Source organism: Pandoraea sp. SD6-2 (genome assembly GCF_000389825.1).
GTDB lineage: Bacteria > Pseudomonadota > Gammaproteobacteria > Burkholderiales > Burkholderiaceae > Pandoraea > Pandoraea communis.
On sequence record NZ_KB944424.1, the window covers coordinates 142,452 to 166,405 of the forward strand.

Here is a 23,954-nt window from a genome sequence, read left to right on the forward strand (position 1 = left end):
TATCTCTAATCTTCGCGACCGGAGAAGATCTTCCCTCGTGACGCCTTGACGCGAGAGCGGCCCTGCTTGGCATCCCGGCGGCGCATCTGGCTGCCGAGGGTGGGGCGGGTCGGAACGCGGCGGCGAGGCGGGACGGCTGCAGCATCGACCAGCGCTTGCAGGCGCGCAAGTGCATCGGCCCGGTTGAGTTCCTGTGACCGATGTTGCTGTGCCTTGATGACGACGATGCCGTCCTGAGTGATGCGGTGATCCGGCCGGGAGAGCAGGCGGAATTTGACATCGTCAGGCAACGACGAGCGCATCACATCGAAGCGGAGATGGATGGCGCTGGAAACTTTGTTGACGTTCTGACCACCGGCACCCTGCGCGCGCATGGCGGTGAGTTCGATGTCTTCGGGGGCGATAAGAATGCGACGGTTCATGCGACAAGGATAACGTTCTCGCCGTCCAGCCTACAAGCGCGCCCGATCCAGGGCGCCGGAAGGCGCGTCCGACGCCATCAGACCCACGTCCCATCGGTAGCCGGATAGTGATTCGGAATGCAAATCGTCGATTTGCATACGCCTCATCCGAACGGATTAAGAATTACTTGAATATCCTGAGTAATTTCGTAACAACTTGTGTCGTCCTTTGGCGATGAGGCGATTCTATTTCAGCGTCGAGCCGGGAAAATGGTTGATCTACATCAAGACACGCGGCTTTTCTTTCCCATGGATAGGGCAATCAGAGGTGTCATAAGGAAATTCTCAAGGCGCATTTGAATCGTGTATGACGACGCCGACGCCTGATATGTAACTCATAATTACATTGCAATTTGAAATATTTTGTTACTATCCAACCCGAAACATTCGGGTTTTTACCGAGCCATGTCGGGACCGACGTGTTTCTTTGGATAATTAACTAATTGCGATCCTGATGCAGGAATCGCATTCGTCGATAACAAAGGGATTCACCATGAAGCTTACGCAAGCCATGATTCTTGCCGGACTGTTGTCGCTTGGTACGGTGGCGCATGCGCAGGATGCGGCGCGACCGGCGCCGATCGTGAAGGGTGGCATAGTCGAATTCGGTACGACGCTGCTCGGCGTCGACGCCAAGAACCGCACTATTCAAGTGGCCGACGACCACGGCAAGCCTGTGACTTTAGTGGTCGGGCCGGAGGTGCGCAACTTCGATCAGATGCGCAAGGGCGACAAGGTAGTTGTGGCGTATGAGCGTTCTGTGGCCATTTCCGTCGCACCGGGCGACGGCATTCGCAGCCGGGTTGTCACGGAAGCGGCCGATCGTGCCGCACTGGGACAGCGCCCGGCGGCCGACGCCGCACGAAACCTGAAAGTCGTCGCTACCGTCCAGCGTATCGACCGCAATTCAAATGTCGTGACGCTGCGTGGACCGTCGCGCACCGTCGACATTGCTGTCAGCGATCCGAAGTTGCTCGAAGGCGTGAAGGTCGGCGATTCCGTCACGGTGAACTACACCGAGGCAGTTGCGATCGCCGTCACGCAGGATCCGGCTGCCAAGCGTAAGTGGGTGCCGCCGGTTCCTGCGCCGGCACCGAAGCCCTGAGTTGAACAAGGGGATTGTCTGACGCACGATGCGTCCGCTGTCGCCTTGACCGCAGCGTTGCCGACGTCGCCAGTCATGGCGCGTCGGCACGCGCCGCCCGCCGGATACGGCAAGCAACCGGAGATCGCGATGGCACGTTCCGCCTTGAAGTTCGACGATGCAACCTACGCTGCCTTGCTCGCGGCTGCACGGGATGCCGACGCGGCTCATCCTCACGACAATCCCGCCTTTCTCGATGCATTTTTCGTAGAGGCATGGAAAGTCACACACCGCATTTATGGCGCGCAGACATACCTGCGCTTCATTGCGCAGGCGGGTGTCATACGTCGCCCTAGTGCCAGTACGGTGCAGAAAGCCATCGTACGTGCCCGGGCGGTGTACGAAGTGCCGGCCGTCCCGTCGCTTGGATCACTGCTGTCAGCCGGCCAGTCTGCGTGGGCACAGAAGCTTGAACAGAATCTGGCGAGTGCCTTGACGTTGTTCCACACGATACCGGGGGCTCACAATCCGGCCACCGATGCCGTGACCGATGCTGCAGACGCCATGCGGCGAGTGCAGGATCTCGAGCGTGAGAATCTCGAGCTGCGTGCACGTCTTGCACAGATGACCGTCGCGGCGGCGTATGCGCGCGAAGCGCTGACGGTTTTCGCGCCCCAAGCCATTCAGCAAGTTGTCGGGGCTCAAGGGCGTCAGGGCGTCTGACGCACGAAGGAAGACGACGGTGCCGTTGCGCCGTCGTGGCTCTGAGACGGTTCGGCATCGAAGGGGGGTGTGCCGGCTTTCCGGCCGGTGGACACCGAGAAACCGAATGTGTTGAGTCCATCTTTGCTGCGGGCCCAGACGGTGCCGCCGTGCATTTCGGCAATCGCCTTGACGATGGCCAGCCCCAATCCATGATTCTCGCGGCTGTTCGTGCGCGACGGCTCTGCCCGGTAGAAGCGATCGAACAAGTGCCGCAGCACGTCGGGCGAAATTGGCCTGCCGGGGTTGGTGACTTCGATGTTCACCTGACGGGCGTCATCCGCTTTGGACGAGATCCGGACGTCGATATTGGCGCCTGACGCACAATGCTCGACGGCGTTCATCACCAGATTGGCCAGCGCGCGCCCGAACAGCGCCTTGTTCACGTGCGCGACGGCGCTGCCATGCAGACGGGCCGTCGCATGGGCTTCTTCCAGCGGAATCTCCAGAAACTCCAGCGTGTGCACAGCTTCACTGGAGAGCGATACGGCCGTGAGCCCTGTCGCGCGCTCACCCTGATCGGCGCGCGAGAGGAACAGCATGTCGTTGATGATCGTGCGCATGCGGCCCAACTCTTCCAGATTCGATTGCAGTAACGCGCGCAAATCCTCAACGGGTCGCTCGCGCGTGAGCGCCACCTCCGTTTGCCCGATCAGGATGGTTACCGGTGTACGCAGCTCGTGCGCCACGTCGGCATTGAACGACTCCAGCCGCTCATACGCGCTGTCGAGCCGGGCCAGCGCGCCATTGAACGAGTGCGTCAGATCGTCGAGTTCGACAGGCAACGAGCGCGTATCGAGCCGCTGCGATCGGTTGTCGGGGCTGATTTCGGAGGCTTCTCGTGTGAGCCGCGTGAGTGGCGCCAGGCCCAGACGCGTTACGGAATAGCTAAGCAGCAGCACGCCAAGACTGCCGAGGGCGGAGAGCGCCGCGAGGCCCAGGCCGAAGGCGCGCAGCGTGCGTTCGTTCGGCGAATAGCTGGCGGCAACCTGCAGGGCGACGGCCGGCCGCGAGCCATAGGGCGGCAGGATTTCGCGTGTGGTCAGCATGTCGTCGCCGCCGCTGTCGGGTGTTAACCGCACGTAGCCGTTGGACAGGCGTTTGACGAACATGCCGCTCACCGGCGTGCCGAACGTGTATTTCGGGTCGTCGCTTGTCACGGCGTAGGTTGTGGTGCCGTCGCGCGGCGTCATGTCGCTGAGCTTTTCGCGAGCGATCTGCCACTTCTCCGGTGTGCCGCCGTGATAGACGATGATGTGGGCGATCTGCGCGCGGTCGTCGAGCGATTCGCGCAGATGCCGCTCCAGTTGCACGCGCAGCATCAGGTAAAGGGCGGCGCCTACCAGCGCGAACACCGACAGCGCCACAACGGCGAACATGGCGGCGAGGCGGCGTGAGATCGAATGTGTCATGACGACGCTCACGCGCGGCGCTCAGGCCTCGCGCACCTCAAGCACATAGCCCATGCCGCGCACCGTGTGCAGCAGCTTGGTATGGAACGGCCCGTCGAGCTTGGCGCGCAGCCGCTTGATGGCGGTCTCTACAACGTTCGTGTGGCTGTCGAAATTGACGTCCCAGACCAGCTCGGTGATGGCGGTCTTGGACAGGATGTCGCCCTGCCGGCGAGCAAGCACCGAGAGCAACTGGAATTCCTTGGCGGTGAGGTCGAGCCGCTGACCGTCGCGCGTGGCCCGGCGGCCGATCAGGTCGACGTACAGGCCGCCGACCGAAATCAGCGTCGATTCCTGTACGCGCGTGCGGCGGGCGAGGGCGTGCAGACGCTCCACGAGCTCAATGAACGAAAAGGGCTTGGTCAGATAGTCGTCTGCGCCCTCGCGCAGGCCGCGCACGCGGTCGTTCACATGATCGCGGGCCGTGAGCATGATGACGGGTGTCGACTTGCGCTCGCGCAGCGAGCCGAGCACGGCGAAACCGTCACGCTTGGGCAGCATGACGTCGAGCACGATCACGTCGTAGTCGAACTCCAGCGCCAGATGCGTGCCTTCCTCGCCGTCGAGCGCTACGTCGACCACCCAGCCTTGCTCGGTCAGCCCGGCGCGCAGATAGTCCACTACCTTGTGTTCGTCTTCAACGATCAGTACTTTCATGTCGCCACCTCATCTTTGCGCATTATACGAGTCAGAGGATGTGTCCGATGGCGGTAGCCAGCCGCCGCCCAGCGCCTTCACCAGTGCGACCGACAAGACGAGTTGCTGGCCGCGAATCTGAACGTCCTGCCGCTCGCTCGCCAGCAGCCCTTGCTGCGCCGTGATGACACTCAGGTACGCCGTGAGTCCCCCCGAATAGCGGTCGTTGGCCAGACTCAGGAGCCGCTGGCCGTCGACGACCGCCGCATGCGATTCGCGCGCGGCCGCGTCGAGCACCGACAAACCGGCTACGCCGTCTTGCACCTGCTGGAACGCGGTGAGCACCGTCTGCCGGTAGTTTGCTTCCACGGCACGGTATCCCGCACTCGCGAAGTCGACGCCGGCTTGACGCCGTCCGCCATCGAAGATCGCTTGCGTCGCGAGCGTGCCCACGGTCCACAGCAGACTCGGCGCAGACAGCAAGTTGGCGAATTCCGTGCTTTGCCAGCCAATGCCGGGGTTGAGCGTCAGACTGGGGAAGAATGCGGCCTTGGCCACCCCGATCTGTGCATTCGCGGCCGCCATGCCGCGCTCGGCCGACGCCACATCCGGACGGCGTTGCAGGATATCGCTCGGCACGCCGAGCGGAATCGGCGGCAGCGTGCCCGGCAACGCACCGGCCGGCACCGAGAACGCGGGGGCGGGCATCCCGACGAGCGCGGCAATCGCATGCTCGTATTGGTCGCGTTGTTGATGCAGCAGGCGCGCCTGCACTCGGGTGGTGTCGAGTTCCGATTGTTGCTGGAGAACATCCAGACCCGAAACGGCGCCGAGATCATGCTGTGCGCTCACGTAGTCGAGTGCCTTCTGTTGCAGCGTGACCGATTCATCGAGCACCCGGATTTCGGCGTCGAGGGCGCACAACTGGAAATAGGCGGTGGCGAGTTGTGTCGTGAGCACCAGGCGAGCGTTGGCCAGATCGTCGGCGGCCTGTTCGGCAGAGGCGCGTGCGCCTTCGACCTGACGGCGGATGCGGCCGAACAGGTCGGTGTCGTAGCTCACGCCGAGGCCGGCCTGCACGTTGTTCTGCACGGTGGACATGCTGGACGACGAGTAGCTCGTGACCGGACGGTTTGCCGAGATGCGCTGACGGGCCAGACCGAACGACGCATCGACTTCCGGAAGCCGTTGGGCCGAGATGCCGGACAGCGTCGCTTGCGCCTGATCGTAATGCGCTACGGCAGCAGCAAGTGTCTGGTTCTGTGCGAGCGCCTGCGTTTCAAGCGCGTCGAGCGCGGGCGCCTGGAACCCCTTCCACCAATCGGGCTGCAATGACGCGTGCGACGGTTGCGCGAGCCGCCAGTATCCGTCGGTCTTCCAGTCGGGCGGGGTCGAGACTTCGGGGCGGCGATAGTCCGGGCCGACGGCGCAGGCCCCGAGCAGTGCGGTGACGGCGAGCAGCGTTGCGCCGAGACGCGCGTTGCGCACGGACGTGTTCACGACTGGGCTCCTTGCGGCTTGCCGCCCGCCTTGGCGCCGCCCTTGATCTCGAGAGCCTTGGCCAGCACATGGTCGCCGTCGTCGATCGAGTCGCTCGGGTTGACGATGACGCGGTCGGTTGCCGACACCCCATCGGCCAGTTCCAGCGCCTGTCCGAGATCCTGCGCGATGACGATCTTATGAAGATGAACGACGCCCTGATCGTCCACGACCGCCACGCGGGGGCCTTCTGCACGGAACAGCAGCGCATTGGACGGCACGCTCAGATGCGCCTGTACGGCGCTGGGCAGCGCCAGTTGCACGTAGGCGCCCGGGCGCAGCTTGTCGTCTGGATTCGGCAGGGCGGCTTCGATTTGCAGCGAGCGGGTTGCCACGTCGATTGCGCCGGATACGTGCGTGATCTTGCCCTGGAAGTGCTCGCCGGGCAGTTCGGCCTGTGTCACCACGACGGGCTGCCCCACGTTCACGCCTTGTGCGTAAGCCTGCGGCACCTGAACGTATACGCGCAGCGGGTCCGTCTGCGCGAGCGAGAACAGCGCACGGCTGTTCCCGCTGCCCGCATCGATCAGGTCGCCGACGTCGACATTGCGCTGCGTGATCACGCCGTCGAAGGGCGCGACGATCCGCTTGAACGATTCGAGTTGCTGAAGTCGTTTGACATTGGCATCGGCCGCCGCCAGATTGGCGATGCCCTGCGTGTAGGTACTCTGACGCTCGTCGAGTTCTTGCTGAGAGACGGCGTCGCGCTGACGCAGTTGCTGCCAGCGTTCGAGCGACGATTTGGCGAGGCCCAGGCTTGCGCTGATCTGGTTGCGCTGCGCAACGGCCTGTGCGAGTTCCTGATCGATTTCCGGGGTATCGAGATCGGCCAGTAACTGACCTTGCTTCACGCGGGCACCGATGTCGACATAGCGATGCAGCAGATAGCCGGTCGCCCGCGCGTAGATGGGCGACTCGACCGCGCCGCGCAACGTGGCGGGCAGCAGGGTTTCGCTCGCTTGGGTGACCTGCGGCATGACGACACTCACATACTGCAGGGCGTTCTCGGCCGTTGCGCTGGCGACTTCGCGGCGTTGGAGTGCGTTGGAAAGGGTCGTGCGCGCCGCGCCCGCGACCAGCAGTACGGCCACCACGATCAGCATGAGCTTTGCGCGCCGGAATTCGCCGCGGCGCGGCGGCAACTGCCGGCCGTTGGCGGGATCGTGCTCGGGAATGGCCAGTTCGGCGTGATGTTTCTCGGTCATGTCGTTCAACCCGTCAAGACTTGGTATCTGGTGTGGGGGAAAGCCGGTCGCGGCGTGTCATGCGTTGCCATTGCCGCCGTCGCCGTCGTTGTCCTTCGGAATGGGGGGGGCCGGCGAATGCCCAGCCGGGCGCTCACGCCGGGTGGCATCCTGTTCGGCCCTGCGTGCCTGTCTCTGCGCGAGCCGTGTGTGGATGCCGGCGAAAACCAGTGGCACGAAGAACAGCGTCGAGACCGTGGCGAACAGCAGCCCGCCGATCACCGCGCGGCCCAGCGGCGCGTTCTGCTCGGCGCCTTCGCCCAATCCGAGTGCCATTGGCACCATGCCGATAATCATCGCGAGCGCGGTCATCAACACCGGACGAATCCGGCTCGCGCCCGCTTCGAGCGCGGCCTTGAGCGGCGCCATGCCGGCTTCCATACGTTGCCGTGCAAACGCCACCACAAGAATGCTGTTGGCCGTCGCTACGCCCATCGTCATGATGGCCCCCGTGAGCGCAGGCACCGAGAGCCGTGTACCGGAGAGGAAGAGCATCCAGACGATGCCCGCGAGTGCGGCGGGCAGGGCGCTCACAATGATGAGCGGGTCGACCCACGACTGGAAGTTCACGACGATCAGCAGATAGACCAGCACGATGGCCATCGCCACGCCGACGCCCAGCCCGAGGTAGGAGCTTTGCATCGTGCTGACCTGACCGCGCACGGTGATCTGGCTGCCACGCGGCAAATCCTTGCGGGCTTGCGCGACGAGCTTGTCGATGTCGCCTGCCACGCTGGCCAGATCCCGGCCTTCCACGCTCACGAAGATGTCGATCACCGGGCGGATGTTGTAGTGACTGACCACGGCGAACTGTTGCTTCGGCTCGACCTTCACGAAGTTGGCAAGCAGTTGCGGTTGACCGTTGTTGGCGGTGCCTGCCACCGGCAGGCGCAGCAGGTCGTCGATGGAACTGATGCGGTACTGCGGCGATTGCACCGACAGGCTGTACTCCACGCCGTTCTGGTTGTTGAACCAGAAGCCCGGCGACGTTTGCGAACTGCCCGAGAGCGAAATCAGCACGTTCTGGGCGACCGCGTTGGCGTTCAGATTCAATTGCTGCAAACGCGTGCGATCCATGTTCAGGTGCAGCGTTGGGGCGTTCACCCGTTGCTGGATATGCGTGTCGACAGTGCCTGGCACTTGCCGCACCTGTTTGAGCAGCTTCGTGGCGACATCGAAGTTCGCCAGTTGCTGGTTGCCGCTGATCTGGATGTCGATAGCGGCAGGCAGGCCAAAGTTGAGAATCTGCGTGACGATGTCAGCGGGCTGGAAGAAGAACTCCACGCCGGGGAAGCGCTGCGGCAGCACGGCGCGCAGTTTGTCGACGTAACTCGCGCTGGGATGATGATCCGGGCTCAGGGCGATTTGAATCTCGCCGTCGAGCGTGCCGATGGTGCCGGCATTGCTGTACGACAGGTTGATGCCGCTGTAAGGCAGGCCGAGGTTGTCGAGTATCGTCTCGAGTTCGTTGGCGGGCACCGCCTCGCGCACGACCTTCTCGACTTCATCGGCCAGACGCGCCGTTTCCTCGATGCGCGTTCCGGTGGGCGCGCGCATGTGCATGCGGATGTCGCCCGCGTCCACTGTCGGGAAGAAGTCTGCGCCCAGGGCGAACACCAGCCCCATCGACAGTACGCAGAAGGCCAGGAAGCCGGTGGCGAAGACGCGCCGGCGTACGAGCAACATCGAGAGCACGACGATGTAGGCGGCGCGCATGCGCTCGAAGCCGGCGTCGAAGCGCAGGTAGATGCGGCGCAACGCACCGGGCTTCGCATTCGGGTCGGCCTGATGGGCATGGCCCATGAGCAGCATGGCGAGCGTGGGCACCAGCGTGCGCGAGAGGATGTACGACGCCAGCATCGCGAACACGACCGCCTCGGCGAGCGGTACGAACAGGTAACGCGCCACGCCCGTCAGGAAGAACATTGGCACGAACACGATACAGATACACAGCGTCGAGACGAGTGCGGGGACGGCGATTTCGCCTGCGCCGTCGAGAATCGCCTCGTGCAACGGGGTTCCCATGTGCAGATGGCGCTCGATGTTCTCGATGGTTACGGTCGCGTCGTCGACCAGAATACCCACCGCGAGCGCTAGCCCGCCGAGCGTCATGATGTTGATCGTCTGGCCCAACGCGTGCAGCGCGAGCAGCGACGAGAGGATCGAGAGCGGAATCGAGATGGCGATGATGCAGGTGCTGCGCCAATTGCCGAGGAACAGCAAAATCATGGCCGCCGTGAGCGCAGCAGCGATCAACGCCTCGTGAATCACGCCTTGCACGGCGGCCTTCACGAAGACCGACTGATCGAACAGCGCCGAGATATGCAGATCCGGCGGTAGCGCGGCACGTGCCTCGGGCAGTATCGCTTTGAGCGAGTCGACCACAGACAGCGTGGAGGCGTCGCCCGTCTTCATGATCGACATCAGCACGCCGCGCTGGCCGTTCTGACGCACGATGTTGGTCTGCGGCGAGAAGCCCGTGCGCACGTGTGCGACTTCACGCAAATAGGTGGTGGCGCCGCCGACAGTGCGCACCGGGATGCTGTTCAGCCCCTCGACCGTCGGGGGAGAACCATTCATGTCGACTGTGTACTCGCGCGGGCCGATCTTCGCCGTACCGGTCGGCAAGATCAGGTTCTGGGCGTTGACGGCGGCGACGACGTCCTGCGCCGTCAATCCCTTGGCGAGCAGGGCGCGCGTATCGATATCCACCGAAATCAGTCGCGTCTTGCCGCCATACGGATAGGGCACGGCAGCACCGGGGATCGTGACCAGTTGCGGGCGCAGGAAGTTGAGCGCCGTGTCGTTGAGCGCCGGCTCCGACAGACTCGGGCTCGACAGACCGAGCTGCATCACCGGGATCGACGAGGCCGAGTAGCTGATGACGAGCGGCGGCGTCGCCCCCGGCGGCATCTGCTTGACCTGCGCCTGTTCGACCGCAACGACCTGAGCGATGGCGGTCTGGATGTTGGCCGTGGGCTGCAGGAAAATCTTGATGATGCCGATGCCCGGCAACGATTGCGACTCGATGTGCTCGATGTTGTTGACGGTCGTCGTCAGCCCGCGTTCGTTACCGGAGATCATCCGGTCGGCAATGTCCTGTGCGGACAGACCGTTGTAAGTCCAGATGACGCTGATCACCGGGATATTGATTTCCGGCAGCACGTCGACCGGCGTGCGCATGAGCGCGAGCGGCGTGGCGAGCAGGATCAGAATGGCCATCACGATGAACGTGTATGGCCGCTTGAGCGCAACGTTGACAATCCACATGATTCAGACGCGCTCGGGCGCAATCGCAGGCGTACGGAGAGGAGGCCGTCCGGCACGCGCACCACCGTGCGGTACTGGTATCGGAAGGAACGCCGCCATGGTAGGGGCGCACGCCCAACGCCAAAATGACGCCAAAATGGCGGAATTGCCATAATCGGTGAAATTCGCCGCAAAGCCGCACCGTATAAGGCTTTGCTCGCCCGTTCGGCGACGGGAGTGGCATATTACGGCGTGTTGCGTTATAAAGTTGACACACCAAAAGTCGCCGCCCGATAGCCTATGGCCTGCCGTTCCCGCCGAGGTTGAGGTCAGCGACGTCGAGAACCTCAGCCCCACGCAGGAAAGCAATGACCGAACGTCCGACGTCTCCCCCAGAACCTCAGCCCGTCTCGGGCACCGTTACCCGAAGCGCTATTTTTCTCGTGGCTACCGTGCGGGATGACGAAGCCGCGCACGCGCGCGTGCGCGACTGGTGCGCCGATGCTGCCGCCTATGTCCGCTCGGTCGGCAAGCGTGTGCCGTCCGGCAATTTGTCGTGTGTAGTCGGCTTCAGCGACAACGCATGGGATCGCCTGTTCGGCGGCCCGCGTCCGGCTGAACTGCATCCGTTCCGTGAGTTCGGCTCGGGCAAGCGACATGCCCCGGCCACGCCCGGCGATCTGCTGTTGCACATCCGCGCCGAGCAGATGGATCTGTGCTTCGATCTCGCGACGCTCATGCTGGGTAAGCTGGGCGACGCCGTAAGCGTCGTCGACGAGGTCCATGGCTTCCGCTATTTCGACATGCGCAGCATGGTCGGCTTCGTCGACGGCACCGAGAACCCGGAGGGCGACGAGGCGCTCGAGTTCACCGTGATGGGCGACGAAGACCCCGAATTTGCAGGCGGCAGCTACGTGCTCGTGCAGAAGTATCTGCATGACATGACGGGCTGGAACGCGTTGCCGGTCGAGGCGCAGGAGCGCATCATCGGTCGCACCAAGCTCTCCGACGTCGAACTCGACGAGGGCGTGAAGCCCAGTTGGTCGCACAGCGCGCTGACCACGCTCGAGGAAGACGGCAAGGAAATCAAGATTCTGCGTGACAACATGCCGTTCGGCCGCCCCGGTTCGGCCGAGTTCGGCACCTACTTCATCGGCTATGCCCGCTCCCCGGCACCGATCGAGCAGATGCTCGAGAACATGTTTGTGGGGCGTCCGCCCGGTAACTACGATCGTCTGCTCGACTACAGCCGCGCCGTGACCGGCGGACTGTTCTTCGTGCCGTCGGCACCGCTGCTCGAAGCGCTCGCCGAGCGCGAGGCGCCGGTGGCCGCCGCCGGGGCGGCGGCGATCAAGACCCTGATCGATGCGACGTCGGCGGCCACGCCGGTTGTCGATGCCACGGTATCGTCTCTCACCTCACCCAGTGCTGCCCCCGCAGAGGGCTCGCTGCAAATCGGATCGCTTAAAGGAGTTTCTCAGGCATGAATAACCTGCATCGCGAACTGGCCCCCATTTCGAGCGCCGCGTGGGCGCAAATCGAAGAAGAGGTGGCCCGCACGTTCAAGCGTACGGTTGCCGGCCGTCGTGTGGTCGACGTCAAGGGACCGGGTGGTCTGGCGCTCGCCGGTGTTGGCACCGGTCATCAGAAGGCGATCGACGCGCCGTTCGACGGCGTGGGGGCTCGTCAGCGTGAAGTGATGCCGCTCGTAGCGCTGCGTGTGCCGTTCGAGCTGTCGCGTGAGGCGATCGACGATGTCGAACGCGGCGCCAACGACTCCGACTGGCAACCCGCCAAGGATGCCGCCATCAAGCTGGCCTATGCAGAAGATCGCGCGATTTTCGATGGCTACAAGGCGGCGCACATCACGGGCGTGCGCGAAGGCACCTCGAATCCGGTGTTACCGCTGCCTGCCAACATCGCCGATTACCCGACCGTCATTGCCAAGGCACTGGAGCAATTGCGCCTTGAGGGGGTCGACGGTCCGTACAGCGTGCTGCTGGGCGCCGACGCCTACACGGCGGTGACCGAGGCGAACGACCAGGGCTATCCGATTCTCGAGCACATCGGGCACATTGTGAGCGGCGAGATCATCTGGGCGCCTGCCATCGACGGTGGCTGCATCCTCTCCACTCGCGGCGGCGACTACGAGATGCATATCGGTCAGGACGTCTCGATCGGCTACCTCGACCACACGGCGACTACGGTTCGTCTGTACCTCGAAGAGACCTTCACCTTCCTGATGCTGACCGCCGAAGCGGGTGTTTCGGTCGGTCCGGCCAAGCCGGCAGACGGCAAGAAGAAGTCGAAGTAAGTCGTACAAGTCCCTGACGGGAAAAGAAAAACGGCTGAGGGCAAGACATTGCCACCAGCCGTTTTTTCATGGATGCTGCCGCGTCAGTTGGCGGCGGGAGACGGTCCGGCCGTCGGCTTCTCGATGATGACGCGACGGTCGTCGCGGGCGATGACCTTCATCGGCAGGCCGAGCGTTTCGAGCACCGTGAACTTTTCCGGATCGACCAGCGCAAGCGCCTTGGGGGCGGCAACCCAGACGTCGGCGAACTTATCGAGCGTCGGGATCCAGCTATCGGGCGCTTGCGAGATGCCGAACTCCAGTTCGTCCTGCACCGCCACCATCGTCATGGGCTGACGCAGGTAGTAGGGCATCGTGTGATCGAGCGTGCCGACCGAGTAGAACGGCGTGTCCGGTCCGAGACGATCCATTTCCGCGCGTACCGCCGGCACCAGATCGATCCCTGAACTCGCGCGTCCGAAGGCTTCGTGTCCCGTGCCGCCGATCATCGTGAAGGCCAGCCACGTGCCTGCAAACGCGATGAGCGCCTGTTTCGTGCTGCGCTGGCTCAGCCAGCGGGTGATACCGATGCCGATCAGCCCGACGAAGCTCGCCGCGTACAGGTAGTACGAGAACGCGCGGTAGGCTTCCACCGGATTACGGCTATCCGAGTGATGCGACAGGAAGACCAGGCAGGTAACGATCGTCGCGACGAACAATACGGCGGACACGATGAGATGCTTGCGCAGCGACTCGCGCGAGAGGCTCGCAATGCCCAGCCCGATGAGCAGCGCGATGGCAGGCACGATCGGCAGCACGTACGAAATGAGCTTCGAGTGCGACAGGGAGAAGAAGCAGAAGATGAAGACGGCCCAGACCGTGGTCATCAGCACCGGCCGGAAGCCGTTGGCCTGACGGGGGACGGCACGCACGGCAGAAAAGGCGCGCGGGATCATCGACAGCCACGGCAGGAAACCGACAATCAGCACCGGCACGAAATACCAGAGTGCGCCGGGGCGATGATGATCCGGTTTCAGGAAGCGGTTGAAGTGTTCGTTGATGAAAAAGAAATCGAAGAACGACGGGTTACGTGCCATCACGGCAGCGAACCACGGCACCGTCACGGCGAGCAGCACGATCAGCCCGCTCGCGATGTGCAGGCGCTTCCACAATGCCCAGTCGCGCGAAATCAGCGTGTAGATCACGAGCACGGCACCGGGCAACACCACGCCGATCAGCCCTTTGCTCAGAATCGACAGGCCCATCGCTGCCCAGCACAGCCACATCCAGTTGCGGGTTTGCGTGTCGGTCAGGCCAGGACGTTGTGCGAGCAGCAGCGAGCACAGCACGAGCGTCATCATGAACGACAGGCCCATGTCGAGCACGTTGAAATGACCGAGCAGGCTCCACAGCGGGGCGCTTGCCAGCGTCAACGCGGCGAAGAAGCCCGCGCGCGCGCCGAACACGCGCCGCCCGGTGTACCCGACGAGCAGCACGCCGCCGAAACCGGTCAGCGCTGTCCACAGGCGTGCCTGCCAGTCGCCGAGACCGAAGATCATGAACGTCAGCGCGTTCATCCACGTCTGAAGCGGGGGTTTCTCGAAGTACAAATAGCCGTTGTAGCGCGGCGTGACCCAGTCGCCTGTGGCCAGCATTTCGCGCGCCATCTCGGCGTAGCGGCCTTCGTCGCTCGGGATCAGATGGCGCAGGTTCAATACGCCAAACCAAACCAGGGCGAACACGGCAAGCAGCCACAGCAGGGCGGCGGGAGAGATCGGCCAGGGTTCCAACTCGGCGTCACGTTGAGGGCGTGTGGACATGAATGCGAGGCTTCCGGTCTTGATGAATAGGGTAAGAGTGATGAATCTGGCGAAGGACGGTCAGGCGCTGGTGTCAGGTCTGGCATCGGGGTTGGGCAGCGTGACGCGGACGTGAAGGCCGCGTGGCGGTGTCAGGCTAGCATCCTTCAGGGTGACCTGGCCGCCGAGGCGGTCGACGATCGCCCGGACGATGGCCAGACCCAGTCCGGTGCCTTCGCCGCCATGTTCTCGGGATTCGCGTTGCTCGCTCGCCCGGTAAAACGCGTCGAACACTCGCTCGCGCTTGTCGGCGTCGATCCCTGGGCCCGAGTCGATCACATCGATAGCCACGTCGGCGCCAGTGGCCGACACGCGTACTGACACGGTGCCGCCCGCAGGCGTATAACGCACGGCGTTGCCGACAATATTACTCAACAGCGTGACGATATCGCGTTTCGATCCCGTCACGCGCAAGCCGGAGCGACCGGGGACGCTCGAGGACGCATCGACCAGATCGAGCACGATCTGTTTGCGATCGGCCAGTACGAACACATCTTCTAGGGCTTCATGCACGGCGGGCAGCAGCGTGAGCGGCGTTGCCGCCACTGTCGGCGCGCTCTGCGCTCTGGCGAGGGTCAGCAACTGTTCGATCAGCGTGCGCGTGCGTTGCAAGCCGCTCTTGAGCTTGGTGAAGCGATTCCGTGTTTCGGTATCCAGGTCTGCCGGGGCGAGCGCCCGATCGAGGTTCTCGGATTGAATCACCAATGCTGTCACGGGCGAGCGCAATTCATGGGCCGCGTCGGCGACGAACCGGCGCTGCTCGTCGAGCGCCTTGGCCAGTCTGGCCAGCAAACGGTTGATCGATATGATGAACGGTTCGATTTCCGTGGGCGCTCCTTGGGTATCGAGGGCATGCAAATCGGTATCGCGCCGGGTGTCGATCTCGTCGGCAAGCCGCTGCACCGGCCGCCATGCCCGACGCACTGTCACGACGATGGCGCCGATCAACAGCGGTACGAAGCCGACGAAGGGCAGTGCGGTGCGCAGCCCGCTGTTACGGGCGATCTCGTTGCGGCCTTCCGTCGGCTGGGCGACGACGATGCGAAGTTCCGGGGCAATGGTGCGCACGAACGCGCGCCATGTGTGCTCGCCTGTGCTGAGCGTGTGAAAGCCGTCCGCCAGCGTGACCGGAAAGGTGCCGCCCAGGCGCTGAACCGTGAGGCGGTAGTCGTGATCCTGAATCGGCAGGCCGTGCATGGCGCTGTCGGCGGCGGCCAGATTGCGTGTATCCACGAGTGCCGCGAGTTGCAGCAGTTGGTCGTCCTGAAAGCGGTAGGCCTCGCGAAAGGCCGCCCAGTAGGAAACGAAGCCCGCGACGATGGCCAATCCCAGCGCGCAGGCCGAGAGCGTAACCACCAGCCGGGACTGAAGCGAGCGCATCATGCCTTCGGCACCAGCCAGCCTGCGCCACGGATATTGCGGATGACGTCCGCGCCGAGCTTCTTGCGAATCGAGTGGATCAGGAAGTCGATCATATTGCTCTCGATCTCTTCGCCCCAGCCGTACAGACGATGTTCCAGCGCATCGCGCGAGAGGATCGTGCCGGGGCGCAGCATCAGCGCATGCAGCAGGGCGTATTCGCGCGCCGAGAGCACGCAACTGTTCTCACCGTAGGTCGCCTGATGGGTGGCGGGATCGAGCGAGAGCGCGCCATTGGTCAGCACCGGTACCGCCACGCCCGCCTGTCTGCGGATCACCGCGCGCATGCGTGCAAGTAGTTCACCGACTTCAAAAGGCTTGACGACGAAGTCGTCGGCCCCGAGATCGAGACCCTGAATAATGTCTTCGGCCCCATCGCGGGCCGTCACGACGATGATCGGTGTGCGCCCGCCAGCACCGCGGTGGGCACGCAGCACCTCCCAGCCGTCTCTTCCCGGCAGGCCGAGGTCGAGCAGCATGAGGTCGTAGGCGTGAGCGGCGAGTGCCGCTAGTGCGGCGTCGCCGTCACGGCACCAGTCGGCTGCATACGAGGCGTCCTTGAGCGCCTGCATCATGGCCTCGCCAATCATGGTGTCGTCTTCTACGAGCAATATCCGCATGGTTTTCCAAACGTTCTCCGGCGTGGCCGCAAAGGCGCCCGCCCAATACCCTGCCAGTCACAGAGGATGGCACGGGCGCACGATAGCGCGCGAAACTTAGGAGAAACTTAGCTTGCGACGATGTGTGCCCGCGCGACTATGCCATGGAAAGCCGCTGTGAATCAACGACTTAGCAAAGTTTTTTCATGTGGCGCGAAAAATAGGTGCCTGATGCCATTTGGGCGTCGGCTGACACCAGTGGCGGCGCCTGAGCGTGGGATGTGAAGCCAAATGAGGCGACGCAACGCAAACGGGCCGGCAATTGCCGGCCCATCCACTTTCACGATGACTTGGCGGCGGACCTGCCGGCACCGCGCGCCGCTCGCAGGCTTACTGGGCGCGCAGCGTTTTCGCGGCGGCGACCATATTCTGCAGCGCCGGGATGACTTCGGCCCACTGACGCGTTTTCAGGCCGCAGTCCGGGTTGACCCATAGACGCTTGGCCGGAATGCGTTCGGCGGCCTTCTGCATGAGCGACACGATGTGCGCTTGCGTCGGAATGTTCGGCGAGTGAATGTCGTACACACCCGGTCCGATCTCGTTCGGGTACTGGAACGAGTCGAACGCATCGAGCAATTCCATATCGGAGCGCGAGGTTTCGATGGTGATCACGTCGGCATCCATGCCGGCGATAGCCGCGATGATGTCGTTGAACTCCGAATAGCACATGTGCGTATGGATCTGCGTGTCGTCCTGCACGCCGTTCGCGGTGATACGAAACGACTCGACAGCCCAGTCCAGATACGTCTGCCATTGGGCGCGGCGCAGCGGCAGCCCTTCGCGCAGGGCCGCTTCGTCGATCTGAATGACCCGCACACCGGCACGTTCCAGATCCAGCACTTCTTCGCGAATCGCCAACGCGAGTTGGAAGCACGACACCGAGCGGGGTTGATCGTCGCGCACGAACGACCAGTTCAGGATCGTGACCGGGCCGGTCAGCATACCTTTCATCGGTTTGCGGGTCAGCGACTGCGCGTACTTGATCCACTCGACGGTCATGGCCTTCGGGCGGCTGATGTCGCCGAACATGATCGGCGGCTTCACGCAACGCGAACCGTACGATTGCACCCAACCGAACTGGCTGAAGGCGTAACCTTCGAGCTGCTCGCCGAAGTATTCGACCATGTCGTTGCGCTCGGCTTCGCCGTGCACGAGCACGTCCAGCCCCAGCGCTTCCTGTTCACGCACGCTGCGAGCGATTTCGGCTTGCATGGCGGCGACGTAACCGGCCTGATCCAGCTCGCCGGCCTTGAACTGGCTGCGGGCGGTGCGGATTTCGGCGGTTTGCGGGAACGAGCCGATTGTCGTGGTCGGGTAGCGCGGCAGGTTCAGTGCAGCGGCTTGCTTCTCGGCACGCGCCGCGTACGGGGCCTGACGGCGGCCCAGCGAGGCTTCGATTTTTGCCACGGCAGCCTTGACGGCCGGGTTGTGCACGCGCGGCGACGCACGGCGGCTGGCGATGGCGGCGGCGTTGGCCGCCAACTCGGCGCCGACCGCCTCACGCCCTTCGTTGAGGGCACGGGCCACCACGTTCACTTCGGCCAGCTTTTGCTTGGCGAAGGCCAGCCAGGACTTGATTTCGGCGTCGAGCTTCTGCTCGTTGTCCAGATCGACCGGCACATGCAGCAGCGAGCACGACGGTGCAATCCACAGGCGATCGCCCAGCGTCCTGGCAATCGGTTCGAGCCAGTCGAGCACCGCGGCCAGATCCGCTTTCCAGATGTTGCGGCCGTTGACTACGCCCAGCGACACTACGCGGTCGGCCGGCAGTGCGGCGATGACCTTCGCGACTTCCGTCTGGGCATTGACGGCATCCAGATGCAGCCCGTCGACCGGCAGATGGCAGGCCAGCAGCAGGTTGTCTTGCAGTTCACCGAAGTATGTGGCGAGCAGACGTTTGACCGGCACGGCGGCGAGGGCGGCGTAGGCCGTCTCGAAGGCCTTTTGCCATTCGGTGCCGAGTTCGGTGACGAGGATCGGCTCGTCGATCTGCACCCATTCCACGCCCTGTGCGGCGAGGGTTTCGAGCAGCTTCACGTAGACCGGCAGCAGACGCGGCAGGAGGGCGAGCTTGTCGCTGTCGTCCTTGGCCTTGCCGAGCCACAGATACGTGACCGGGCCGATGATGACCGGCTTGGCTTTCACGCCGGCAGCGCGGGCTTCGGCGAGTTGCTCGACCAGACGCGAAGCGTCGAGCGAAAAGGCTGTTGCCGCTGAGAACTCCGGGACGATGTAGTGGTAGTTGGTATCGAACCACTTGGTCATCTCACCGGCAGCTACACCGCCGCAGCAGCCGGCGTGCGCTTCAGCGCTTTGCGCCGAACGGCCACGGGCCACGCGGAAGTAGTTGTCTAGCCCGTCGCCATGGAAACCCTGCACGCGCTCGGGCAGGTTGCCCAGCGTGAAGCTCATGTCGAGGACTTGATCGTAGTAGGCGAAATCGCCGGCCGGGACCAGATCCAGTGCTGCCTGATCCTGCCAGTGACGCAGACGCAGCGAGGCGCCGAGCGCTTTCAACTCGTCGCGCGACGTTTGTCCCTTCCAGTACGCTTCCTGACCGAACTTCAACTCACGCTTCGCGCCGACGCGCGGGAATCCCAGGTTATGTGTCTTTGCCATGTTCTCTAATGACGCTTGCCGCCAGATGAATGAAACAGTGACAACGATCATAGAGACTTCGATTCATGAATGAAAATGGTCTTATTTGCGATTAACGTTAATTTTATTCATGAAGACGGGCGGCCGACAGGCAAGTGATGAAGTCTGCAGCCGTCGTGATACGCTCATGCGACACTGCGGCGCACGTGTCCGCCAGCCCAATCGCCCTCGTCAATATCCATGAAAAAAAGAGAATTCCTCGCCGGTGCGGCTGCACTCGGCGCGTCGGTGCCGGTGTTTGCCAAGACGGCGAGTGCTGCGGGATCGCTCGCCACCACGCCGCTCGTCACGATCAGCGGTGCCATCCGGCAGCACAATCGCGGGCCCGTCGATCCGGCACTTGACCAGCTTTTCCATAAACAACTGGTGCAGTTCGACGCCGCGTATGCGTTCGATTACGGCATGCTGGCGCGAATGCCGGCGCAGACGATCCGTCCCACGCTGGAATACGACGCACGGCCGCACACGCTGCGCGGGCCGCGTCTGATCGATGTGCTCATACAGGCGGGAGTGCCTGGCAATCCGCTGACACAGGTGCTGTTGCGTGCCATCGACGGGTATGTGGTTGCCACCACGCTCGGGCAGATTCGGGAGTATCGGTTCTTGCTTGCGACGCATCTTGACGACAAGCCGCTCCCGCTCGGCGGCCTTGGGCCATTGTGGGCAGTCTATGAGCCGGCGCAGATTCCGGCGCTCGCGGGCAAGGCGCTCAAGGAGCAGTTCACCCTTTGCCCGTGGGGCGTTTATTACATTCAGGTCAACGCCGTGTCCTGAACCGGCGGTCGTTGTTGAATGTCACGTCGAGCGTAACGAATCATCCTGTCGCGTATGAAGTCGTGCACTTGGCCAAGCCGTTGCTGCACGCCCTTCCCGATGGGGAAGTCGCATGACCCGGCTTCGTTTCGCTATTGCGCATCTGTTTGCCGTGATGCTTGTGTCAGCAGCAGCTTGCGCGTTAACGCCCAGTCTTGCAGTGCTCGTTCGTCGGTTGCTTTTTTCAGCCGAGCCTTGCGAGGGGAGAGCGTTCAGCGCGGCGTCGCGCGCCCGGCCGTGGGCTTCTGTGGTGTCCCCGGTTTGGCCGGAATAGCCAGGGGTGGCCGGGCGATGGCCTGAAACGGTCCCGCACGGCCGGGCAGTTTGATCGGATCGAGTTCGTCGACGTCTTCATGCAGGATGCGCCGGATCTCGAGAATCGCTTGCGGCGTTTCCTGCACGCTATGCCCCGCGACGATCACACGTTCCGACTGCGCACCCGCCAAATGAGCGCTCGTATAGGGCACCACGCCGTCGCTCGATTCGTCCAGAGGCCCTGTGGGGTTACGTCGCGCAATGATCGAGTGATATTGCACTGACGGCGATATCTTCAGCCCGGCGGCCGCGACCACATACGGATCGTTATCCCGCAACTGATCGACGCTGTTCGGCACGTAACGCGTCGCGCCCTCGGATGGGCTGTCCTCGGAGCCGGTCGCGAAGTGCAGCACGTCGTCGAGGCCCGAGAGTAGTGTGACAGGCAGCTTGATGAGGTTGGAAATCCAGCGTCCCAGCCGGTTGCGCGCGAAGGGCGTGCCGCGATGCGGCGCGGCGATGAAAATGGCGCGCTCGAATTGCGGCACGGGTTTGAACTGGAACAGCGGATCGAGCCGGTTTCGGGCTCGTTCAAGCTGATCTTCGTCGAGGTGGTAATCGCTCTGGAACGTCGACCACAGCTCGTCGTCTGCGCTCGACACCATCAACCGGGCGATCACGCCGCCCATGCTGTGGCCGACGACCACGGCATCGTGCGACGCGGCAGACTGGCTGTCCGGATCGAAATGCTTCAGCGTGGCTAGGAAGGCGTTACGGATCGCCATCGCATTCACGAGAATCGGCGAGTTCGTCGGGTAGTACACCTGCCAGATCTGAAAGCGCTCGCGCAGCGTGGCGTCGCCCTGAATCTCGTTGGCCAGATTCACCCAGGCCTCCGGACTGCTTGCCAGCCCGTGCAGCATCAGAATGACGCGGCGCCCCGGATCGAACGGCTGCATCAGGTAGATATGCGGACGCACAATCCCCCGCTCACGGCCGAACAACGTCAGTAACGATTGCTTTGCAAATCCCGAGCGCGCCAGCCACAGCCCATACCCAGCGGTGAAGTTGCCCGCAAGCGGCACCGTTTGAGCGTTCAACTCGACAGACGACTGCCGGTACGGGTCATAGACGACGAGTGTGGCGACGCGCGTGGTCAGGACTTCGTCGAGCGAGGTGCCGTCGAAGCGCAGCAGCAGCGTGAGCGACGGCGATGGCATTTCGCTGAACACCGGTCCCGCATTGGGATCGACGGCACGGCGAAAGTCACGCGATGCACGGCTCTCGCGCTCGTTGCGGGCACCGCTGCTTTGCTCGTCAGAAGGCAAATAGACGTTGTCGTTATCGGGGCCTGTCGACGCGTCGCCACGCGGTGCCGGGGTGCGGCCGACCGAAGACAGGGCGTCCGCGGCCGATTTGTCGTCGAGCACGGCGACCAGTTCTGCGCCGAAGCCGTCACGCCGATATGGGCTACGCAGGCCCGCGAACGACAGGGTGGACGCAGGCAAGACCTCGCGCGGCCGGATTCGCTCGTTGGCAAAGCGCACGCTGCTGACGTCGACCGGCAGTGTCCATCCGGCGATTTGGTCCTTGCCTGTTTGCTGTACGCGGCGGAAGAGGGCGACGGAGAATGTCTGTACCGCGTAGTTGTAGTAGTCGCGTACCTGTGTCTGACGGTCCTCGAAGGCTCGCTCGCTCGACGGCTGGTCCCCATAGAAGAGGTAGGCATACGCATAGCGGGCCGTGCGCAGCCAGAGATCGAACTGGGCGTCGTTCCACTGTTTTTCGCCGGCGGGCGTTTGCGCAATGGCGAGTTGCATCGACATCTCGGCCATGGCTGCCAAACGCCGGTCGACGTCGATTTCCTTGGCACGGCCCAGCGCGTCGATACAGTCGAGCGACGGCTTGGTGCAGATCGTTTCATCGAGGCCCGCGACACGAATCACATCGTCGGTCGATGTACTGAGCTTGCCCGTGGACAGAATGTCGCCGCGCTTCATGGCGATGTACTGTTCCGGGCCGAGCGAACGGACTTCGACCATCGCGCAGCCCGACAGGCCCGTCAGCCATACGGCGGCAGCGAGCATTGCCGCTTGCCGGATTCGGCGTTGCCACGCGCCTTGCGCAGACGCACACATTGCCGGGCGCATCATGGCGTCACCTTCGGATCGTCGCCGGGCACGCCTTGGCGGATCAATGTCGAGAAGTCGGGCGAGTCGCCGGCAGCCAGCGCACGGGCGACGAAATTGCCGTGCTCATACAGTTGCGCATAGGTGAATCCCGGTGTGAGACCGCCCTGATCGTAGGCATATTCCGCGAAATAGCCGGACAGCAGCAGGCGGTAGTCGAGGGGAAGCCCCGGCGAGATGATGCGTGCCAGTTCGAACACAATGGTCGTGCAATTGCTCGTGAGCGTGTTGTACCAGGCCGGTTCGCGGTGCAGCTCGCGCGCCCGTTCCAGATAACCGAGAAATACCTCGCGCAACTGTTTGGGCGGGATATTCATGCGGTACAGATAGACCGTTTCGCCACGCACGTTGCTACGCACGCGCAGAATGTCGCGCTCGTCGGCGGCGACCAGTGTGGCCTCGAAGTCCTTGAAGAAGCCGCCGACCGCCGAGAACTTCTGGCCTCGCTTCTTGCGAATCTCGATGGAGAACACAACGCGCTTGCCATCCGAAAAACCGAACGACACCAGCGTGTGGGCGATCGCGGGGCCCATCCAGTAGGACAACACGAGATCGGCACTCACGAGCTTGTCGAGGTCGTATTCGCGCGTCTCCCAGCGAGGGGTGAAGTCGGTCTCGGTGCGCCATTCGAAATTGCGCACGTTGTGCAGCGTGATGCGCGAGCCGTCCTGCTGCGCGTCGAGCAATTGGGCGACATCGGCTGCCCAGTCGCGTTCGTTGGATGGCTTGATCGACTGCCACCAGCCGAGCAGAAGCACCATCGCCACGAGGAAACCAAGCGGCCACCCCCTGAGCGGGACACCGGCCTGCACGCGCAGCAATGCGACGATCGCCGCGATGCCGAGTGCGGCCCACAGGGCGACGACGAGATACCTGACAAGCACCGGGCCCGGGCAGCGATAGGCGAGGGCCATGCCACCCCAGGCGCACGCTCCCAGCACGACGACGGCGAGAAACGCGCGCAGCGCATAGACGTACCACGCGAAGTGAGGGCCGGCGAGCGCGTCGCCAGCGTGAGATTGCAGTTGCTCCATGATCCGCAGAATTCAGACGCCGTGCGCTGCGATGCGCAGGGCAGCGGGACGTCGTCCATATTGCCTCGGTCGACTCCCCATTTTTTTAAGTTCAGCGCCGAAGAATACCAGCAGACCGGCCCCCAGGACTTCTCATCACTCGCGCCACTCGGGCGAGTTCAATGGTGCGTAGCCGACCGTGCGTTGTATAAGCGGAGCGGAAAGCTATGGCGTGTTGCCTGTTTTTGGGCGTGTAGACGCGGTGCAGACGCATGTGAAGGTTGGCCGCGACACGGAAAATCGAAGGAGACGTTATTGACTGGAAGGGGCTTGGCGGGTAGAGGGGACGACGGACGTCCCCCCTGTTACA

Annotated in this window: 17 protein-coding genes; 5 read left to right on the top strand and 12 right to left on the bottom strand. The window is 63.4% G+C overall.

Annotated features, from left to right (window positions below; all coding sequences use genetic code 11):
- Positions 1-5 precede the first annotated feature (5 nt).
- Positions 6-422, bottom strand: a complete 417-nt coding sequence (gene arfB / locus C266_RS03320; protein ID WP_010807877.1) for an alternative ribosome rescue aminoacyl-tRNA hydrolase ArfB — start codon at positions 420-422, stop codon at positions 6-8.
- A 532-nt stretch (positions 423-954) separates the two neighbouring features.
- Between arfB and C266_RS03325 the strand changes: the two genes are divergently transcribed.
- Both C266_RS03325 and C266_RS03330 read left to right on the top strand, forming a co-directional pair.
- The gene (locus C266_RS03325) at positions 955-1,566 is read left to right on the top strand and encodes a copper-binding protein (protein WP_144265692.1); all 612 of its coding nucleotides are present in this window, start codon (positions 955-957) and stop codon (positions 1,564-1,566) included.
- A 129-nt stretch (positions 1,567-1,695) separates the two neighbouring features.
- On the top strand, positions 1,696-2,268 hold the full coding sequence (locus C266_RS03330) for a hypothetical protein (protein ID WP_144265693.1): 573 nt from the start codon (positions 1,696-1,698) through the stop codon (positions 2,266-2,268).
- Here the strand turns inward: C266_RS03330 and C266_RS03335 are convergent.
- From C266_RS03335 to C266_RS03355, 5 genes are read right to left on the bottom strand one after another with little or no spacing between them, the layout of a single operon-like run.
- Positions 2,256-3,719 carry a heavy metal sensor histidine kinase gene (locus C266_RS03335; RefSeq protein WP_010807880.1) on the bottom strand — a complete coding sequence of 488 codons (1,464 nt, stop codon included), beginning with the start codon at positions 3,717-3,719 and terminating at the stop codon, positions 2,256-2,258. The two genes, C266_RS03330 and C266_RS03335, sit on opposite strands and share 13 nt — an antisense overlap.
- A gap of 21 nt (positions 3,720-3,740) precedes the next feature.
- A complete protein-coding gene (locus tag C266_RS03340) occupies positions 3,741-4,415 on the bottom strand; it encodes a heavy metal response regulator transcription factor (protein WP_010807881.1) in 675 nt (224 codons plus the stop codon).
- Between the two features lie 9 nt (positions 4,416-4,424).
- The gene (locus C266_RS03345; RefSeq protein WP_010807882.1) at positions 4,425-5,894 is read right to left on the bottom strand and encodes an efflux transporter outer membrane subunit; all 1,470 of its coding nucleotides are present in this window, start codon (positions 5,892-5,894) and stop codon (positions 4,425-4,427) included.
- Complete coding sequence (locus C266_RS03350; protein WP_010807883.1) at positions 5,891-7,138, bottom strand: efflux RND transporter periplasmic adaptor subunit; 1,248 nt, start codon at positions 7,136-7,138, stop codon at positions 5,891-5,893. The genes C266_RS03345 and C266_RS03350 overlap by 4 nt, the downstream gene beginning before the upstream one ends.
- A gap of 57 nt (positions 7,139-7,195) precedes the next feature.
- Complete coding sequence (locus tag C266_RS03355) at positions 7,196-10,447, bottom strand: efflux RND transporter permease subunit (RefSeq protein ID WP_010807884.1); 3,252 nt, start codon at positions 10,445-10,447, stop codon at positions 7,196-7,198.
- Between the two features lie 347 nt (positions 10,448-10,794).
- Between C266_RS03355 and C266_RS03360 the strand changes: the two genes are divergently transcribed.
- Positions 10,795-11,913, top strand: coding sequence for a Dyp-type peroxidase (locus C266_RS03360; protein WP_010807885.1), 1,119 nt, complete (start codon positions 10,795-10,797; stop codon positions 11,911-11,913).
- Complete coding sequence (locus C266_RS03365; protein WP_010807886.1) at positions 11,910-12,740, top strand: family 1 encapsulin nanocompartment shell protein; 831 nt, start codon at positions 11,910-11,912, stop codon at positions 12,738-12,740. The genes C266_RS03360 and C266_RS03365 overlap by 4 nt, the downstream gene beginning before the upstream one ends.
- 83 nt (positions 12,741-12,823) lie before the next feature.
- Here C266_RS03365 and C266_RS03370 read toward each other — a convergent pair whose 3' ends face one another.
- The 4 genes from C266_RS03370 to metE form a co-directional block, all read right to left on the bottom strand.
- Positions 12,824-14,539, bottom strand: a complete 1,716-nt coding sequence (locus C266_RS03370) for a glycosyltransferase family 39 protein (RefSeq protein ID WP_010807887.1) — start codon at positions 14,537-14,539, stop codon at positions 12,824-12,826.
- Positions 14,540-14,599: 60 nt separating this feature from the next.
- On the bottom strand, positions 14,600-15,961 hold the full coding sequence (locus C266_RS03375) for a HAMP domain-containing sensor histidine kinase (RefSeq protein WP_010807888.1): 1,362 nt from the start codon (positions 15,959-15,961) through the stop codon (positions 14,600-14,602).
- Complete coding sequence (locus C266_RS03380; protein WP_010807889.1) at positions 15,958-16,617, bottom strand: response regulator transcription factor; 660 nt, start codon at positions 16,615-16,617, stop codon at positions 15,958-15,960. Before C266_RS03380 ends, C266_RS03375 begins: the two co-directional genes overlap by 4 nt.
- A gap of 369 nt (positions 16,618-16,986) precedes the next feature.
- On the bottom strand, positions 16,987-19,275 hold the full coding sequence (gene metE / locus C266_RS03385) for a 5-methyltetrahydropteroyltriglutamate--homocysteine S-methyltransferase (protein WP_010807890.1): 2,289 nt from the start codon (positions 19,273-19,275) through the stop codon (positions 16,987-16,989).
- 219 nt (positions 19,276-19,494) lie between these two features.
- Here metE and C266_RS03390 point away from each other — a divergent pair, with 219 nt between their 5' ends.
- Positions 19,495-20,088 (top strand): hypothetical protein, encoded by a 594-nt coding sequence (locus C266_RS03390; protein ID WP_010807891.1) that lies wholly within the window; start codon positions 19,495-19,497, stop codon positions 20,086-20,088.
- 251 nt (positions 20,089-20,339) lie between these two features.
- On the opposite strand, the gene C266_RS03395 is transcribed toward C266_RS03390, so the two are convergent.
- Together C266_RS03395 and C266_RS03400 are read right to left on the bottom strand one after the other, a co-directional pair.
- Positions 20,340-22,535 (bottom strand): triacylglycerol lipase, encoded by a 2,196-nt coding sequence (locus C266_RS03395; protein WP_246831131.1) that lies wholly within the window; start codon positions 22,533-22,535, stop codon positions 20,340-20,342.
- The gene (locus C266_RS03400; RefSeq protein WP_010807893.1) at positions 22,532-23,605 is read right to left on the bottom strand and encodes a DUF4105 domain-containing protein; all 1,074 of its coding nucleotides are present in this window, start codon (positions 23,603-23,605) and stop codon (positions 22,532-22,534) included. Before C266_RS03400 ends, C266_RS03395 begins: the two co-directional genes overlap by 4 nt.
- Positions 23,606-23,954: the final 349 nt, after the last annotated feature.